At 50.2% G+C, this 15778-nt stretch carries 17 protein-coding genes; 3 read left to right on the top strand and 14 right to left on the bottom strand.

Translation table 11 applies throughout. The features are described 5' to 3' along the window. Positions 1–42 precede the first annotated feature (42 nt). The 7 genes from JUF22_RS08265 to rpsB form a co-directional block, all read right to left on the bottom strand. Positions 43–831 (bottom strand): phosphatidate cytidylyltransferase, encoded by a 789-nt coding sequence (locus JUF22_RS08265; protein ID WP_203637340.1) that lies wholly within the window; start codon positions 829–831, stop codon positions 43–45. A gap of 18 nt (positions 832–849) precedes the next feature. Beyond that, complete coding sequence (gene uppS / locus JUF22_RS08260) at positions 850–1674, bottom strand: undecaprenyl pyrophosphate synthase (protein ID WP_373306109.1); 825 nt, start codon at positions 1672–1674, stop codon at positions 850–852. 68 nt (positions 1675–1742) lie between these two features. Continuing rightward, a complete protein-coding gene (locus JUF22_RS08255) occupies positions 1743–2174 on the bottom strand; it encodes a hypothetical protein (RefSeq protein WP_203645471.1) in 432 nt (143 codons plus the stop codon). Between the two features lie 26 nt (positions 2175–2200). Next, entirely contained in the window at positions 2201–2758 is a 558-nt protein-coding gene (gene frr / locus JUF22_RS08250) for a ribosome recycling factor (RefSeq protein ID WP_373306108.1), read from the bottom strand. Positions 2759–2760: 2 nt separating this feature from the next. Beyond that, positions 2761–3483 (bottom strand): UMP kinase, encoded by a 723-nt coding sequence (gene pyrH, locus JUF22_RS08245; protein ID WP_125762888.1) that lies wholly within the window; start codon positions 3481–3483, stop codon positions 2761–2763. Positions 3484–3747: 264 nt separating this feature from the next. Then, positions 3748–4632 carry a translation elongation factor Ts gene (tsf, locus tag JUF22_RS08240; protein WP_125762890.1) on the bottom strand — a complete coding sequence of 295 codons (885 nt, stop codon included), beginning with the start codon at positions 4630–4632 and terminating at the stop codon, positions 3748–3750. A 148-nt stretch (positions 4633–4780) separates the two neighbouring features. Next, the gene (rpsB, locus tag JUF22_RS08235; RefSeq protein ID WP_203645469.1) at positions 4781–5578 is read right to left on the bottom strand and encodes a 30S ribosomal protein S2; all 798 of its coding nucleotides are present in this window, start codon (positions 5576–5578) and stop codon (positions 4781–4783) included. Positions 5579–5922: 344 nt separating this feature from the next. Between rpsB and JUF22_RS08230 the strand changes: the two genes are divergently transcribed. Continuing rightward, positions 5923–6645, top strand: a complete 723-nt coding sequence (locus tag JUF22_RS08230; protein ID WP_203645468.1) for an HAD family hydrolase — start codon at positions 5923–5925, stop codon at positions 6643–6645. A 263-nt stretch (positions 6646–6908) separates the two neighbouring features. On the opposite strand, the gene JUF22_RS08225 is transcribed toward JUF22_RS08230, so the two are convergent. The 3 genes from JUF22_RS08225 to JUF22_RS08215 all read right to left on the bottom strand — a co-directional run bounded on the left by JUF22_RS08225 (position 6909) and on the right by JUF22_RS08215 (position 8989). Then, a complete protein-coding gene (locus tag JUF22_RS08225; RefSeq protein ID WP_203645466.1) occupies positions 6909–7904 on the bottom strand; it encodes a D-2-hydroxyacid dehydrogenase in 996 nt (331 codons plus the stop codon). Between the two features lie 82 nt (positions 7905–7986). Then, the gene (locus JUF22_RS08220) at positions 7987–8256 is read right to left on the bottom strand and encodes a GIY-YIG nuclease family protein (protein WP_203645464.1); all 270 of its coding nucleotides are present in this window, start codon (positions 8254–8256) and stop codon (positions 7987–7989) included. Next, positions 8243–8989, bottom strand: a complete 747-nt coding sequence (locus JUF22_RS08215; protein ID WP_203645462.1) for a tRNA1(Val) (adenine(37)-N6)-methyltransferase — start codon at positions 8987–8989, stop codon at positions 8243–8245. Before JUF22_RS08215 ends, JUF22_RS08220 begins: the two co-directional genes overlap by 14 nt. Before the next feature lie 515 nt (positions 8990–9504). Here JUF22_RS08215 and JUF22_RS08210 point away from each other — a divergent pair. Next, positions 9505–10140: a lysophospholipid acyltransferase family protein gene (locus JUF22_RS08210; RefSeq protein WP_203645460.1), complete on the top strand. Its 636-nt coding sequence runs from the start codon at positions 9505–9507 to the stop codon at positions 10138–10140. A gap of 471 nt (positions 10141–10611) precedes the next feature. Here the strand turns inward: JUF22_RS08210 and JUF22_RS08205 are convergent, their stop codons facing one another. The 4 genes from JUF22_RS08205 to JUF22_RS08190 all read right to left on the bottom strand — a co-directional run bounded on the left by JUF22_RS08205 (position 10612) and on the right by JUF22_RS08190 (position 14865). Continuing rightward, the gene (locus JUF22_RS08205) at positions 10612–12408 is read right to left on the bottom strand and encodes an ABC transporter ATP-binding protein (RefSeq protein ID WP_203645458.1); all 1797 of its coding nucleotides are present in this window, start codon (positions 12406–12408) and stop codon (positions 10612–10614) included. Beyond that, on the bottom strand, positions 12398–14158 hold the full coding sequence (locus tag JUF22_RS08200; RefSeq protein WP_203645456.1) for an ABC transporter ATP-binding protein: 1761 nt from the start codon (positions 14156–14158) through the stop codon (positions 12398–12400). Before JUF22_RS08200 ends, JUF22_RS08205 begins: the two co-directional genes overlap by 11 nt. Before the next feature lie 137 nt (positions 14159–14295). After that, positions 14296–14517 (bottom strand): YneF family protein, encoded by a 222-nt coding sequence (locus JUF22_RS08195; RefSeq protein ID WP_125762909.1) that lies wholly within the window; start codon positions 14515–14517, stop codon positions 14296–14298. Between the two features lie 99 nt (positions 14518–14616). After that, positions 14617–14865, bottom strand: coding sequence for a DUF896 domain-containing protein (locus JUF22_RS08190; RefSeq protein WP_203645447.1), 249 nt, complete (start codon positions 14863–14865; stop codon positions 14617–14619). A 188-nt stretch (positions 14866–15053) separates the two neighbouring features. Between JUF22_RS08190 and lexA the strand changes: the two genes are divergently transcribed. Next, entirely contained in the window at positions 15054–15683 is a 630-nt protein-coding gene (gene lexA / locus JUF22_RS08185; RefSeq protein WP_203637332.1) for a transcriptional repressor LexA, read from the top strand. Positions 15684–15778: the final 95 nt, after the last annotated feature.

Below are 15778 nucleotides of genomic sequence, written 5' to 3'. Positions count from 1 at the left end.
CATACCCTAAGGACCCTAGGGGGCGCAAGCGAACAGCTAAGTCTAAATCAATCCGAATAAATGGATGACTGGCAGAACTAACAGTAAACTATCGAACCGGTCTAAGATGCCACCATGACCGGGTAAAATCTTTCCAGAGTCCTTGACGCCGTAATAACGTTTCAAAGCGGACTCAACTAAATCACCGAACTGACCCACGATGGAGAAGACCAACGTCAACAGAACCATGACCAGCAAACTGTAGTGACCAATTGGGTAGAAGTACCAGAAGACACTGCCAACAATCGTGGCCACTAAGGACCCGCCAATGGAACCTTCCCAAGTCTTGTTGGGACTGATGTGGGGGGCCAACTTATTTTTCCCAATCTTCCGGCCAATCATGTAGGCGCCAGAGTCGGTCGTCCACACGATGAATAGCGCGTACAGCAGCGCAATCAAGCCCACGCCTCGTGCAGCGATGAAGAAGTGGAACCCGATCCCAATATAGAGCATGCTCAGGGTAATGACCCCGGCATCGTCAAAGGAGAACCGGTTCTTGGAAACCACCGTCCGTAACAATAATAACAGCACAAACAAATAAACGATGTACCAAGGATTCAGGTAGCTGGGTAACCAGTCCCACCAACTGCTAGGTGCGATAACGGCAATGATACCGATACCAGAGATCCAAGCCTCTGGACTGATCAGCAATTTTTTCCGCATGATCAGGACTTCTGACAACGCCACCAAGCCTAACGCAATGGCGGCGATGTCCACCCAGATGCCCCCCGCGATAATAATGGGGATAAATATGATTAAGGCGATGACCGCCGTAATAACCCGTTGTCTCATGTTAAAAGCTCCTCAATTTTATTTTTTCTCCGGTTCGGAGGCTAATCCCCCATACCGCCGGTGTCGCTGTTGATACTCATAAATAGCCTCTTCCAGCGCCGTTTGGTCAAAGTCCGGCCAATGTTGCTGGGTGAAGACAAACTCGCTGTAGGCGACCTGCCAGAGCATAAAATTCGATAGGCGTTCTTCGCCACTGGTTCGAATCAACAGGTCGGGATCACGCAACTCACCCAGGTCACTGGTCATCAACTGTTGGTCGATGGCAGCGTCATCAATCGCGGCAGGATCTAAGGTCCCCGCCTGGACTTGTTGTGCCAACGTCTGAACGGCCGTCACGATTTCTGCGCGGCCCCCGTAGTTCAACGCGAAGTTCAGCACCATTCCCGTACACTCAGCGGTATCCGCAATCGCATCCTTGACCGCCTTTTGCGTGGCGGCTGGCAATTGATCCGTGTAGCCCATGACTTTCACACGGATGTTGTTCTTGATTAGGTCGGGCACAAAGGTCCCAAAGAAATCCACGGGCAACTTCATCAGATAATTTACTTCGGCAGTTGGCCGCTTCCAGTTCTCCGTTGAGAAAGCATAGAGCGTCAACACCTTGACCCCTAAATGACTCGCGGCCTTGGCCACCGTCTTGACGGTGTTCATCCCTTGCTTATGTCCGGCGATTCGGGGCAAATGCCGCTGCTGCGCCCACCGGCCGTTACCATCCATAATGATGGCGACGTGAGCCGGGATGTTGGCGTCATCCAGCTGGCGTTCTGTCACTTCACCCGTTGCTTGATCTTTTTTTGAAAATGAAAACACGGCGCACCTCCATTGGTCTTTACAACCTCTCATCATAACAAAAAAGAGACCGGGAAACTATCCCGGCCCCCAAATTGAGCGAAAACTTTAATTTTGACCGGCTACTCAATTAACCGCCATTCGCCACGCTTAGCGTCCGCTAAGGTGCCGAAGTAGCTTAACAGGGTGTTGGCGTCATCGGCGCTAACTTGGCCTAACAGGTTCAGGCCTTCCCCGGTTGGGAGTGGGTCGGATAGGTCCGTGATTTCATTACCGTTCTCGATGGTTGCCTTAGAAAAGGCCACGATCCAGTCGTCACCGATTAATTGGGTGACCACAAAGAACAGGTTGAAGTCATCGCTAACAAAGGCTGGTTGGGCGTATACGCCATCTTGAATTTGTTCCAGTTCAGCACCGTTGTAGTTCAAGATTGAGACGTTTTCCGCGTTGACCGGATTGTTTAAACGAAAGACCATTTTGCCAAATTGTTCCGTACCTGGCGTGATTTCAATGTTTTCTGGATCTTCTTGGTTGTTTTGTTTGTCTTCTGCCATATTTAAGCGCTCCTTTTTATAGGTGGTTAGTCGGTCATAACTTCCTTTTCCTTGTCGGCAGCAATTGTGTCGACACCCTTGATGGCCTTGTCCGTTACTTTTTGAACTTGGTCTTCCAGGTTGTGCAGGTCGTCATCGGTGTAATCGCCGTTCTTATGGCCCTTTTTGATGCTATCCATGGCGTCACGACGGACGTTCCGGATGGCAACCTTGCCTTCTTCGGCTTTGGCCTTAACTTGCTTAGCAATTTCCTTACGCCGTTCCTCAGTTAATTGGGGAATGACCAAACGAAGAGCGGAGCCATCGTTTGCTGGCGTAATGCCGACATCGGATTCCAAGATTCCCTTTTCAATGTCTTCCAAGGCAGACTTGTCGTAAGGTGTCACCAACAAAAGCCGTGCTTCTGGAATGGTAATGGAAGCCACTTGGTTCAGTGGTGTTGCGGCGCCATAGTAGTCCACCATGACCCGGTTTAAGATGCTGGCGTTGGCCCGGCCGGCACGAATCGTTCCCAATTCACGCTTTAAGGCTTCTTCCGCCTTTTTCATTTTTGATTCTGCTGTTGTAACTATCTGATCAGCCATAATTATTTACCCCTAACTGTTGTCCCAATGTTCTCGCCCTCGACGACCTTGCGGATATTCCCCGGTTGGTTCAAGTTAAAGACGACAAATGGGATGTCATTATCCATTGAAAGTGAGCTAGCCGTCGTATCCATGACGTGCAAGCCCTTGTTGATAATATCTAACTGCGTTAATTGGTCAAACTTCACGGCGTTAGGATCCTTGTTGGGATCTGCTGAGTAAATCCCGTCAACCCCGTTTTTCGCCATCAAGATGGCGTCGGCGTTGATTTCAGCTGCCCGTAAAGCAGCCGTGGTATCCGTGGAGAAGTATGGTGAACCCGTGCCCCCAGCAAAGATGACAACGCGTTCCTTTTCCAGGTGCCGAATAGCTTTGCGCCGGATGTAAGGTTCGGCAATTTGCCGCATCTCAATCGACGTTTGCACGCGGGTTGGGACCCCGATGGATTCCAAGTTATCCTGGAGTGCCAGTGCGTTCATGATGGTAGCCAGCATGCCGATGTAATCGGCTTGGGCCCGTTCCATGCCCATCTGCTCGCCAGAAACCCCGCGCCACATGTTACCGCCGCCAACCACAATAGCGATTTGAATGCCCAAGTTATAAACGCTCTTGACCTCTTCCGCTACGGTTTTAATTACTGGCGGATTGATGCCAAACCCCTTGTCGCCGGCCAAAGCCTCGCCACTGAGTTTCAGCATAATCCGTTTATACTTTACGTCCGCCATTGTGTTTCCTCCTATTGTATTCTGACAATAATTCTATCATAAACGGGGGGCCAGTGATAGTCAGGGCGCACGAAAACCTGTTTTTCCTGACAATTCCTTACAAATTTCCCCATATTTGGGAAACCTTCACTGATAGCGCCTCCAGCTAAGTCTAGTGTAACGCAGAATCCACGACTTGTTTTGACTTATTTTATTGCCATTATTATTTTGATTCCAGCAAAAAAGCGTAGACTCCCTCACGGAATCTACGCTTTTCTTCAGGAATTAACCGTTGATTTGGTCTTGAACTTCTTTGGCCAGGTCAACCGTTGGCTTTTCGATTCCTTCACCAACTTCGTAACGGACAAAGGTTACTAACTTGCCACCCTTGCTAGCAACGAATTGGCTGACAGTTTGGTCGCCATCCTTAACGAATGGTTGGTCAGCTAAACTGATTTCTGACAAGAACTTGTGCAGACGGCCTTCAACCATCTTTTCAACGATCTTTTCAGGCTTGCCTTCGTTGAGGGCTTCTTGCTTCAGAACTTCACGTTCGTGAGCTAAGCGGTCAGCAGGAATGTCATCGCGAGAAACGAATTCTGGGTTGATGGCAGCGACGTGCATCGCAACATCCTTGGCAGTAGCTTCGTCGGCGCCTTCCAAAACAACCAATGCGGCGATTTGGCCACCTTGGTGTAAGTAGGAACCGAAGACTTGGCTATCCGTCTTCTTTTCGATAGCGAAACGACGTAATTGGACGTTTTCACTAGTTACTTGCGTGGTCTTAACGATTTCTTCATTGATCGTTGAGCCATCAGCAGTTGGTAATGCCAAAGCAGCATCCAAGTCAGCTGGTTGCTTAGCAGCAATCGTGTCGGCAACTAAGTCAACTAAACCGTTGAAGGTGTCGTTGGTTGCGACGAAGTCAGTTTCTGAGTTGACTTCGATGATAGCAGCGGTGTTACCGTCAACCTTCACGCGAGCCAAACCGTTAGCAGCAACGTTGCCGCTCTTCTTCTTGGCCTTAGCGATACCCTTTTCACGTAAGAAGTCGATGGCCTTGTCCATGTCGCCGTCAGAGGCAACGAGGGCCTTCTTAGCATCCATCATCCCAACTTGAGTCTTGTCCCGTAACTCTTTAACTTGTGCTGCAGTGATTTTACTTGCCATGTGTAATGGCCTCCTTTTATCAATTCATCTAAGGCACCAAAAAAGACTGACTCAATCTCAGGCCATTATCGGTCCTAAACATTAAGCCAGCCTAAGGTGCTTTAAATCATATTTGGAAAGTCGCGGTTACCCGCAACCTTGCATTTAATTACTTGTTGTCGCCTTCGACAGCGTTAACGATGCTTTCCATTGAGTTGTCGGTCTTCTTGTCGCCCTTAGCGGCATCAGACTTCTTTTCAAAGGTCTTTTCGTCAACTTGGTCTTCACCCTGACGGCCTTCAACAATGGCATCAGCCATCTTGGAAGTGATCAGACGAACGGCACGGATAGCGTCATCGTTAGATGGGATAACAACGTCGATTTCGTCTGGGTCAGTGTTCGTATCAACCATGGCAACAATCGGAATGTTCAACTTTTGTGCTTCATGAACAGCGATTTGTTCCTTGCGAGGGTCAACGATGAACATAACGTCAGGCAGCTTAGGCATGTCTTCGATACCGCCTAAGAAACGTTCCAACTTGTCTTGAGACTTCTTAAGTAAGGAAACTTCCTTCTTAGGAAGAACATCAAAAGTACCGTCAGTAGCCATCTTCTTCAAAGACTTCAGACGCTTGATCCGAGTTTGGATGGTTTCCCAGTTAGTCAAAGTCCCACCTAACCAACGGTGGTTAACGTAGTATTGACCGGCACGGGTAGCTTCTTCTTCGATAGAATCTTGCGCTTGCTTCTTAGTCCCAACAAACAGAACAACGGCGCCTTTAGCAGCTTCGTCCTTCATGTAGTTGTAAGCAACGTCAATCAACTTCACCGTCTTTTGTAAGTCGATGATGTAGATACCGTTACGTTCCGTGAAGATGTATTGCTTCATCTTAGGGTTCCAACGACGGGTTTGGTGACCAAAGTGGACACCGGCTTCGAGCAGTTGTTTCATTGAAATAACAGCCATGATAAAATGCCTCCAAATAGTTTTTGATTTCCTCCCCCACGCTCAACTGACTGGAGAACTCGCAAGCGAGCACCCCTCCGGTCATCACGCGAGGTGTGAATTGGCGCATACGCACCGAAAGTAATTATACAAAATCTCTCGGCTAAACACAAGCAAAAGTTTAGGATTCTTGGCAACCTTTGCCAACGACTGACGTGACGCCGTTCGTTAATTTCCATCCTGCTGGATTATCCTCCCCCGCTAGTTAAAGCCAGAGCCGAACATTAGTCCCCTTCATCCCAGAAAATTGGCATTTTTTAATAAGTATGATAAACTACCAAAGAACTAAATGAGGAGGAAACGAAATGATAAAAGCGGTCGTCTTCGATGTCGATGACACGCTCTATGACCAAAAGGCTCCCTTCGTGGCCGCCTTGGAACCACTAGTAACCAATTCAGAAACGCTCGATTTCACCCAGGCCTTTCAGGACTACCGCTGCCAAAGCGCTAGTGCCTACGACCAGGTCGCCAGTGGCCGCTGGTCGCACGAAGAAATGGCCGTCAACCGTTTGAACGCCACCCTGCAAAAGCAGGACGCCGCGCCGGTTGACAGTGCCACGGCATTAGCGTTTGAACAAGCCTATGCCGCTGGCCTGCAAGAGATTAAATTGTTCCCCGGGCTGGCAACCGCCTTGGACCAACTGAAAGACCAATTTAAGTTGGGCATTATTACCAATGGTAAAACGCAACACCAACTCGCAAAAGTCATGCAATTGGAAATGCACCGTTGGATTGACCGGGATAACATCATCACATCTGAAGAAGCCGGTTTGGCCAAACCTGACCCGCAGATCTTCACGATGATGAATCACCGCTTGAACCTCCGCGCCACCGAAGTCGCCTACGTGGGTGACTGCTACGGCATGGACGTCAAGGGGGCTAAGCAAGCCGGTTGGCACGCCTTCTGGTTCAACCACCGCAACGCGGAAATGACCGATGGCGGTAGTTGGATTCCTGATCAGACGGTCGGCGATTCTTTGGAACTGCAGGACCTCCTGCTCGCCCTCTCCGCCGTCCCTGAACTGTAGAAACCGATTGCGTGTTGTCAGTCGTTCCCGGCGGCGGTCTCAAGATACCCTGCTTGTGGGGAACGGCTCCAGCCTGAGGTGCGGTCTTCCACCTCGGGCATCTTGGACCGCCTCTGGTCACTGACATGGCGCAACGGTTTACAGTTCATTCTTAATTTGACTAATGATAACTGGCTTACTTTTCAATTCAGGTAGTCTTCCTAAATTGAAAAGTAAGCGTAAAAAAAGTCGCTCACGTTGAGCGGCTTTTTTGCTAGCAATTTTTAGAACTTAACTTCGTTCTCGGCCTTGCCAGTTTCAATTAATTGTTTGTTGTTGTTTAAAGCAAATTGGACCATGTTCTTAACGGCCGTCTTGGTGTAGAAGGCGATGTGTGGCGTAACCAGCACGTTTTCGCGCTTCATCAAGTTCTTCAGACGTTCGTCAGGAATGGCATCGAAGCTACCGAAGTCGGTGTTGAAGATGCCCACTTCGTCTTCGTAAACATCCAGCGCTGCGCCGGCAACCTTGCCGCTGTCGAGGGCTCGGATCAAAGCGTCCGTGTCAATCAGCGCACCACGGGCAGGGTTCAAGATCCAAACGCCATCCTTCATCTTACTGAAGGCGTCGTCGTTCAACATCTTTTCGTTATCCTTGGTTGCGGGTGCGTGTAAGGAAATGACGTCGGCTTGGGCGTACAATTCATCCAGCGTATCCACGTAGATGCCCTGCTTTTCCAGTTCTGGGTTGTGGAAGACATCGTAAGCAATCACCTTGGCACCAAAGCCTTGGTAAATCTTCATGGCCGCGCGACCAATCCGACCGGTGGCGACAATCCCCACCGTCATGCTGTTCAATTCATCCGCAATGTCTGGGGCCCACGTCAGGTCACCGTTGGCCTGCTTGCGGTCAAACGTTGGTGTCCGGCGTAGCAGACGCATCAATTGGGTAACCGTCAATTCAGCAATCGCTTCTGGTGAGTAAGCGGGAACGTTGGTGACCTTGAAGCCGTTACGTTTAACAGCATCAGCATCAACGTTATCCACACCGACATTCCGCAATGACAGATTGGTCACGCCATTCGCAGCCAACTTGTCTAAGACAGCCGCCGTGTAAGGCTTTTGTTGGTAAACCACTGCCCCGTCATAGCCTTTAGCAAGATCAACCGTCTTGTCGTCTAAAAGGTCGCCGACAGCCTTAACTTCAATCCCTTGTTCCTTGGACCATTGTTCCAAATAAGGTTGTTCGTCGTCACGAATGCCATAAGCAATAATTTTCACAGTAATTTCCTCCTCAAATTAATTTGAGACACTTTTTTTGAACCACGGGGATAGTGTAACACAGATAAACCAATTTTCTCCACTAAAGACTTACCCCATGTTCGGCTAGGTAGGCCAATTTCTTTTGCCGGCTCTGATGCTTGAAGGCCCACTCCGCGTGTAAGGCATCGTGCTTGCTGTTAAATTCTTCACTATAGAGGATCTTCAATGGCCGATGAACCTTCGTGTACTTGGCGCCCTTGCCGGCCAAATGGGTGGCAAAGCGCTTGGCAACGTCGGTCGTGAAGCCGCCGTACAGGGAATTGTCCGCGCATAAGAGCACGTAGAAATAATACAACTTAGTGTTGGCCATAGAGTAACGCCTCCACTTCGGGCGTATAATGGCCTTGCGCATCATAAACCGTGAGCGGTGTTGGGAACCGCAGTCCCCCGGGCTTGCCGTCCTTGATGGCTTCGACCAGGACCATGTTGGCTTCCTTGCCGGGCTTCGGGTGAACCAGCCGCACGCGTTTAGGCGCCAACCGGTTCGCCGTCATCAGCTCCAACAGCTGAAGCAGTCGGTCTGGCCGATGGACAAAGTAGGCCTTCCCATTCATCTTGAGCAAGCCACTGGTCGTTTCAACAATCGTTGCCAAATTGGTCAAAATCTCATGACGGGCAATCGCCAGATACCGGTTCGGATTCTTTTGACTATCCGGCAAATCTTCGAAGTACGGTGGATTGCAGGTCACCACGTCTGCCGAATCCTTGGGAATCCAGTCGTTCACCTGGGCCAAATCGCCTTCGTATACCGTCATGCGGTCCGTCAGGTCATTCAAAGCGATGCTGCGCCGGGCCATGTCGGCCAACCGCGGCTGAATCTCCACCTCAGCTAACTGGCCGTGCGTCTTGCCACTCATAAACAGGCCCACCGCACCATTGCCGGCACACAGGTCGACGGTCTGACTGGTCGCGCGCAACGGGAGCTTGGCGAAGTCTGCCAGCAATACGGCGTCCAGTGAAAAGGCAAAGACCTCGGGACTCTGAATAATTTGAATATCTTGACTATATAATTGATCGATTCGTTCATCGGGTTTCAAGTTCACCGATAACGCCTCCGTTTCGTTAAATGGTTTTTGGTTAAAATTAGTTAGTTTGTGGTAATTGTTCGTTCCCGGCGGCGGGCTCAAGGTTCCCTGCTGTGGGGTCGGTTCCAGCCTGTGAAACGGGCTTCCACCTCAACTTTGAGCCATAGTGCGGTCTCAAAGGTTGCCCCATGCTCTAAACTGAGAAAATCACTCAGTTAAGACCATCGACACGGCCGGGAACCTTGGCCCGCCTCTGGTCACTGACACTGGCCGCCCTGTCACATTTTGCCAACCTGGCAGCTCACTCCCTTGAACTGCCATTCTATATTCTCTTACAGGGACTAACGCTTTTAACATGTACACGCCATCTTTCGCCTATTTAAGTTTGGGCTCTATCAAGCCACGCTATCAGCAGCCACCCAGATAGTTGTCACACGCACAATTCTCTGGCATTTTCACAAGATAACTTGCAACCCCGCGACTTTTTTTGCATACTAGAAACAATCAGTTTCATTGCGAGAGGAGTGTATCACATGTTTTATAAATTCTTACGGGGCGTGGTTTGCACGATTTTGTACATCGTCAACGGCCGGGCGCGGTACGTTCACCAAGCTGACTTGCCGGACGGCCCTTACGTTTTGGTGGGTCCCCACCGGACCTGGTTTGATCCCGTTTATTTTGCCATGGCGGGTTATCCGCGCAAGTTTAGTTTTATGGCCAAGGAAGAATTGTTCCAAAACCCTATTTTCCGATGGTTGTTGAAACATGTCAACGGTTTTCCAGTAAATCGTGACCATCCAGGCCCTTCGGCCATCAAAACCCCGGTCCGTATTCTGCGTCAGGGGGATTTGTCGCTGATCATGTTCCCTTCAGGCTCCCGGCACTCCGCCGAACTCAAGGGTGGCGCGGCGGTCATTGCCAAGATGGCCGGCGTTCCCCTAGTTCCCGCTGTCTACCAAGGTCCCCTGACCTTCAAACAACTATTTTCCCGCAAACCGGTCACGATTGCCTTCGGGACGCCCATCATCATCGACCGCAAGATGAAATTAAACGAGGAAGGCCAAGCCGTCATCGAAAAAGAAATGCAGGCGGCCTTCGATAAGCTCGACAACGAAATCGACCCGAACTTCCACTACGTTGACGTCACGGGCGAAAAGAAAAAAGATTAACGCAATCATTATTCCATGATAAAAGGACTTCGTTAGTGTCTGCCACAGCATTTACTGTGACGCACTAACGAAGCCCTTTTTCGTTTCACTTTTAATTCAGCTGCCAGCAATCTCTACGATAAAGTACGTGAATGCTGACAAAATATTTAAACATCTGAGCACGGAACTAATAATTTTAGACCAACATGAACCGCAGAACTGGTTAAAATATGCTCAGCCAGACAGTCTCAGTGACCAGAGGCGGGCCAAGGTTCCCGGCCGTGTCGATGGTCTTGGCTGGAGTTCTTTTCCAGCCTAGACCATGGGACGACCTTTGAGACCGCTTTTTGGCTCAAAGTCGAGGTGGAAGCCCGCCTCTCAGGCTGTAACCGGCCCCATAGCAGGGAACCTTGAGCCCGCCGCCGGGAACGAACAGCTCTGCGTCCCGGCATATTTTAACCAGTCCGGAGGCGCTGACGAAGAAACTGAAAATTATTCGTCCACGTGAGCGGCGTTTTGGAGCTGAATCATGTCGTAGTAGTAACCGTGTTGCGCCATCAACTCGTCGTTGGTCCCGCGTTCCACGATTTTTCCTTGATTCATAACCAGAATCAAATCGGCATTTTGAATCGTAGACAACCGGTGCGCAATCGCAATTGTCGTCCGGTTTTCCTGAATCCGGTTCAGGCCGTTTTGAATCATGGTTTCCGTTTCCGTATCGACGTTGGCCGTTGCCTCATCCAAAATCAGAATCTTCGGATCAGTGACCACGGTCCGGGCAAAAGTAATCAATTGCCGTTGACCAGCGGAGTATTCAGTTCCCCGTTCCAGCACTGGCGTAGCGTAGCCCTCCGGCAACTTGTCGATGAATTCATCGGCTTGAACGAAGTGCGCGGCCCGGGCAACCTGTTCGTCGGAGATATCCGGATTAAACATCCGAATGTTGGTTTGAATATCGCCATAGAACAACTGCGGCTCCTGCAAAACCAACCCCATCTTAGCGCGGAGTTCGGCTGCCGGGTAGTCCCGGATGTCGCGGTCATCAATCAAGACCTGGCCAGACTGGAACTCGTAGAAACGCATCAACACGTTGATTGTTGACGTCTTCCCGGAACCCGTTTGGCCAACCAAGGCGACCGTTTGACCGGGTTCAGCGACGAACGAGACGTCCCGCAAGACGGGATGCTCCTGGTCGTAGGCAAAGGTCACGTGGCGGAATTCAACTTTGCCGGCCGTGATCTTGGCATCAGCCACGGGATGTTGTTGGGGTGCGAGCGTTTGGTCATCTAAGATGCGTAACACCCGAGAACCCGCGACCATCCCGTTTTGGAAGTCACTCAGGTTATCCATCATGTTGCTCATGGGGCTGTAGAAGTTGTTCAGGTAGGTAATGAACGCGTAAATAACCCCGGCAGCGACGACCTCATGCAGGCCACGGACACCGAAGATGCCCAATACAATGACGGTCCCTAACGCGTAAAACAGATTGATGATGGGGCTCAACAATAACGAGTTGGTCCGAATCATATCGCGACGGGTCCCGTAATAGGCCTTGTTGGTCTTTTCAAAGTTGGCCGCCGTCCGCTTTTCTTGGCGGAATTCTTGAATGACACTGATTCCCGTAATGGCCTCGGCTAATTTGGTGTTCAATTCACTCAAGCGTTCCCGCATCCGCCGATAAACCTTGGAACTGAAGCGTTGGTAATACCAAATCGTCAAGCCTAAGAATGGCACCAGAATCAACGTCCAAAGTGCCACCTTCACGTCCGTCACGTACATGGCAATGAATGATGAAATCACGGCAAACAACGCCAGCACCAGAGTGTTAAACAGCGCCCAGAAGTTGGAGAAGGTCATGGTATCGTTCATCAACCGCGACAGGATGGACCCGCCCGGTGTTTGGTCAAAGTACCGCATCCCCTTACCATGTAAATCATGGAAAAGTTTGCGACGCACATTTTCTAGCATGTACTCGGCACCCATGGTACTGGTGTAGTTTTGCCAGAATTGGAAGACCGCCTTGACGACCATCCCGAACAGGTAGAGGCCGGCAAACATCCACATAATGGCAATCGTGGCGTTGCTGGTTCGTAAATACTTGTCCATGTAGGTCTGGAGCAGCCATGGCAGGAAGACGTTCACGGCACTGATCAGCGCCGACAAGATGACGGAGCCGACGAAGAACCATTTATAGGGCGCGGCAAAATGAAAGAGTCGCTTGACCACCGTCAGTTGTTCCTTGGTCGACATGCTATGGGCCCAAGCGGATTCGTGTGGTTTATCTGCCATCACTGACGCCTCCCTTCACCTGAGTTTCAAGTTGTTGTTGCGTAAACATGCGTTGGTACCAGCCATGAGACGCCATCAATTGTTCGTGCGTCCCCCGTTCGGCCACGGCGCCGTCGCTGAGAACCAGAATTTCATCGGCATTCATCACGGAACTTAACCGATGCGCAGAAATAATCGTGGTCTTGTTGGCCCGTTCGGCCTTCAGGTTGGCGAGAATTTCCGCTTCCGTTTCGGCATCGACCGCGGACAAGGCATCATCCAAAATCAATAATTCTGGATTGATCAACAGAGCGCGGGCAATCGCTAACCGTTGGCGTTGACCCCCGGATAAGGAAATCCCTTCCTCACCCACTTCGGTATCGTAACCAGCCGGCAGTTTGGCGATTTGCCCGGCCAGATCACTCTTGGCCGCAGCCGCCTCGACCTGTTCTTGGGTCGCATCCGGCTGGGCAAAGCGAATATTTTCAAAAATGTTCGAAGAGAATAGGAAGCTTTCTTGCGGCACATACCCAATCGCTGGCAGATAACTGTCCAGCGCGTAGTCCTTAATCGGATGACCACCAAAGTCAATTTCACCGGAATAGTTGTCAAACTCCCGCAAAATCAATTTCATAATCGTGGACTTCCCAGCCCCAACTCGGCCAACAATGCCCAGGGTGTGCCCGGCTGGCAGTTCAAAATCAACCTGCTGCAGGCTAGCCCCACCATCGTCTGGGTAATCAAACTGGTGCACGTGGTAGCTGATAGTTCCCTGTGGCCGTTGTTGAATCCCATCTTTTTGGTCGATGATATGGGTCTTCTCGTTTAGCAATTCCATGACCCGGTCGTAACTGGCATTTCCCCGTTCCATGGTGTTGAACAGCATCCCCACGGCAAACATCGGCCAAATCATCATGGCCAGATAGCTGATAAAGGACACCAGGTTCCCGATGGTAATGATGTTGTGGGTAACAAACAGTCCCCCAAGGACAATCGTTGCCACGTAGGAAATCGAGATGATCAACGTGATAGCCGGGTCAAACATGGAATCCAACCGGTTAACCCGGCGATTAATTCCAATGGTCCGGTCAACTTGGGCATCGAAGTCCGCCACGTCCGCATCGTCTTGGCCCAAGGCCTTAATGACCTTGATGCCGCTGATACTTTCCTGGGCCTTGTTGTTCAGCCGTGAAAAGGCCGCTTGGGATTCACCAAAGGCTCGGTGAATCTTTTGTCCCAGGTACCAGGAAACGACCGCCAACAGGGGGAATGGAATAATGGCTAAGAGGGTCAGCCGCCAATCAATTAAGGCCATCATGGCAATCAGCGTGGTGCCCCCCGTAATAATGGCATCGGCAAACTGGAGAATCCCCCCACCGGCCACCCGTTGAATGGCTTCCAGATCGTTGGTGGCGTGGGCCATCAAGTCCCCGGTCCGGTACTTCTGGTAGAAGACCCGGTCCATTTTCATAAAGTGCCCAAAGAGTCGATTCCGCAGCAGTTGTTCGAGCCGCGCAGCCCCACCCCAAATGGCATTGCGCCAGATGTAACGGGTCCCGTACTGGGCCAGCGCTGCTAGCGTCACGAACAGCAGATCAAGCAGCAATAAATGGCTCGTCATGGTCTGCCCGTGAATGCCATCCACCATGTTCCCGATGATACGAGGGGGAACGATGGCAATAATGGCCGTCAACAAGAGGCCAATGACCCCTATCAGATACCGTCGCCATTCCAGACGAAAGTACCAGGATAATTTGCGAAAGATACTCACGAACATCCCTCCTTAAAAATTAGAATATGATTAAAATATAGCACAGACTTTATCATTTTACTGGAATTTTCATAAAATACAATCAAAAAGACTCGCCTCCAGGAAATAAGCTGGAAGCGAGTCTCAATAAAGCCAATTTATTTTTTAGCGTTTTGTTGCATCGCGTTCATCATTTGATGAAGCTTTCGTTGTGAAGGCTTTTGCCCCATTTGCAACATCATTGCCCGTAATTGGTCTTCGTTAATTGGTGGATTGTCTTTCAGATAGTTTTCCATGTACTTCCGTGCGCCGAAAAAGCCACCCGCTGCGCAGGCCAGGCCGACGACGATCACGATTAAGATCCAGATCCAAGTTGCCAAGTTCGTTCCCCTCCTTTGATGAAGTCATTCATTTAACAATTCTACACAAACTTAAGGGAAATTAAAAGAGCGAATCCCAAAAAGGACTCGCTTCTTTCCTTAATCGTCACGTAAACCTTTGTTCCGTTGAATCTGCCGGACCTTTTCAGGGGTAACTTCCTTACCATCCTTGTTGTAGACCTGCAGCATTTCAACTTGGCTCCGGAAACTCTGCTTGAATAACTTCAGGTATTGTTGGCGTAAGTCAGCGCGTTCGCTCTTTTCGGCCTCGGTCAAGCCTTCAGCCTTGTTCTTGTGTGCCAGCTCGTTGATCCGGGCCAGCAAGGTGTCTATTGTCGTGTCTGCCATGAACGACCCTCCTTTAATTTCAGTATTTTTGTGGGTATTAACCCCGCTTTTTCAAGTCAGAGTCTATCATATCAGGGTTAATTTTAGATTTCAACTTATTTACCCGAACATCTGTTTGAAAATGTTCGGTCTGTATGCTACACTAACACTAAACTATACTACGAATGACGAACGAGGTGGCAGAAAAAATGAGTAAAGCTTCTGAAAGCAAACAAATCGCCGTTCTCCGCTTCATTTGGGAACGGGTCAATGAAAAAGGGTATCCGCCAACCGTCCGGGAGATTGGTGAAGCCGTATCGCTCTCTTCAACCTCTACGGTTCATGGCCACATCGCCCGCCTGGAAAAAAAGGGCTTGCTGGTCAAGGACCCCACTAAGCCACGGGCACTAGAAGTCACGCCCGCTGGTTTGGAAGAACTAGGCGTCCATGAGGAACAGACCCGAATTCCGGTCTTAGGCACCGTGACTGCCGGCGAACCGATTCTGGCTGTTCAGGAAGCCACGGATTACTTCCCAGTTCCCCCAGAATTTGAAAACGACGACGATCAACTCTTCATGTTAACGATTCGCGGCGAGAGTATGATCAACATCGGTATTCTCAATGGTGACCAAGTCATTGTCCGGCGGCAACAATCCGCGGACAACGGTGACATTGTCATCGCCATGACCGAGGAAAACGAAGCCACTTGCAAGCGATTCTTTAAGGAAGCCGACCATTTCCGGTTACAACCCGAAAATGATACCATGGCGCCCATCATCTTGAACCATGTCAGCATTTTGGGCCGCGTTGTGGGTCTCTTCCGCGACGACGTTCACTAACCAGTGACAATCAAAATCGGGGCTGTGACATAAGTCTCCAAAATGAAAGCTGGTTGAGGAAAATCTTCGGATTTTCCTCAACCAGCTTTTTGGTA

The organism is Levilactobacillus lanxiensis, from assembly GCF_016861655.1.
GTDB classification, from domain to species: Bacteria; Bacillota; Bacilli; order Lactobacillales; family Lactobacillaceae; genus Levilactobacillus; species Levilactobacillus lanxiensis.
Note: the sequence above shows the minus strand (reverse complement) of the source record. Positions and strands in the feature narration are given on the sequence as shown.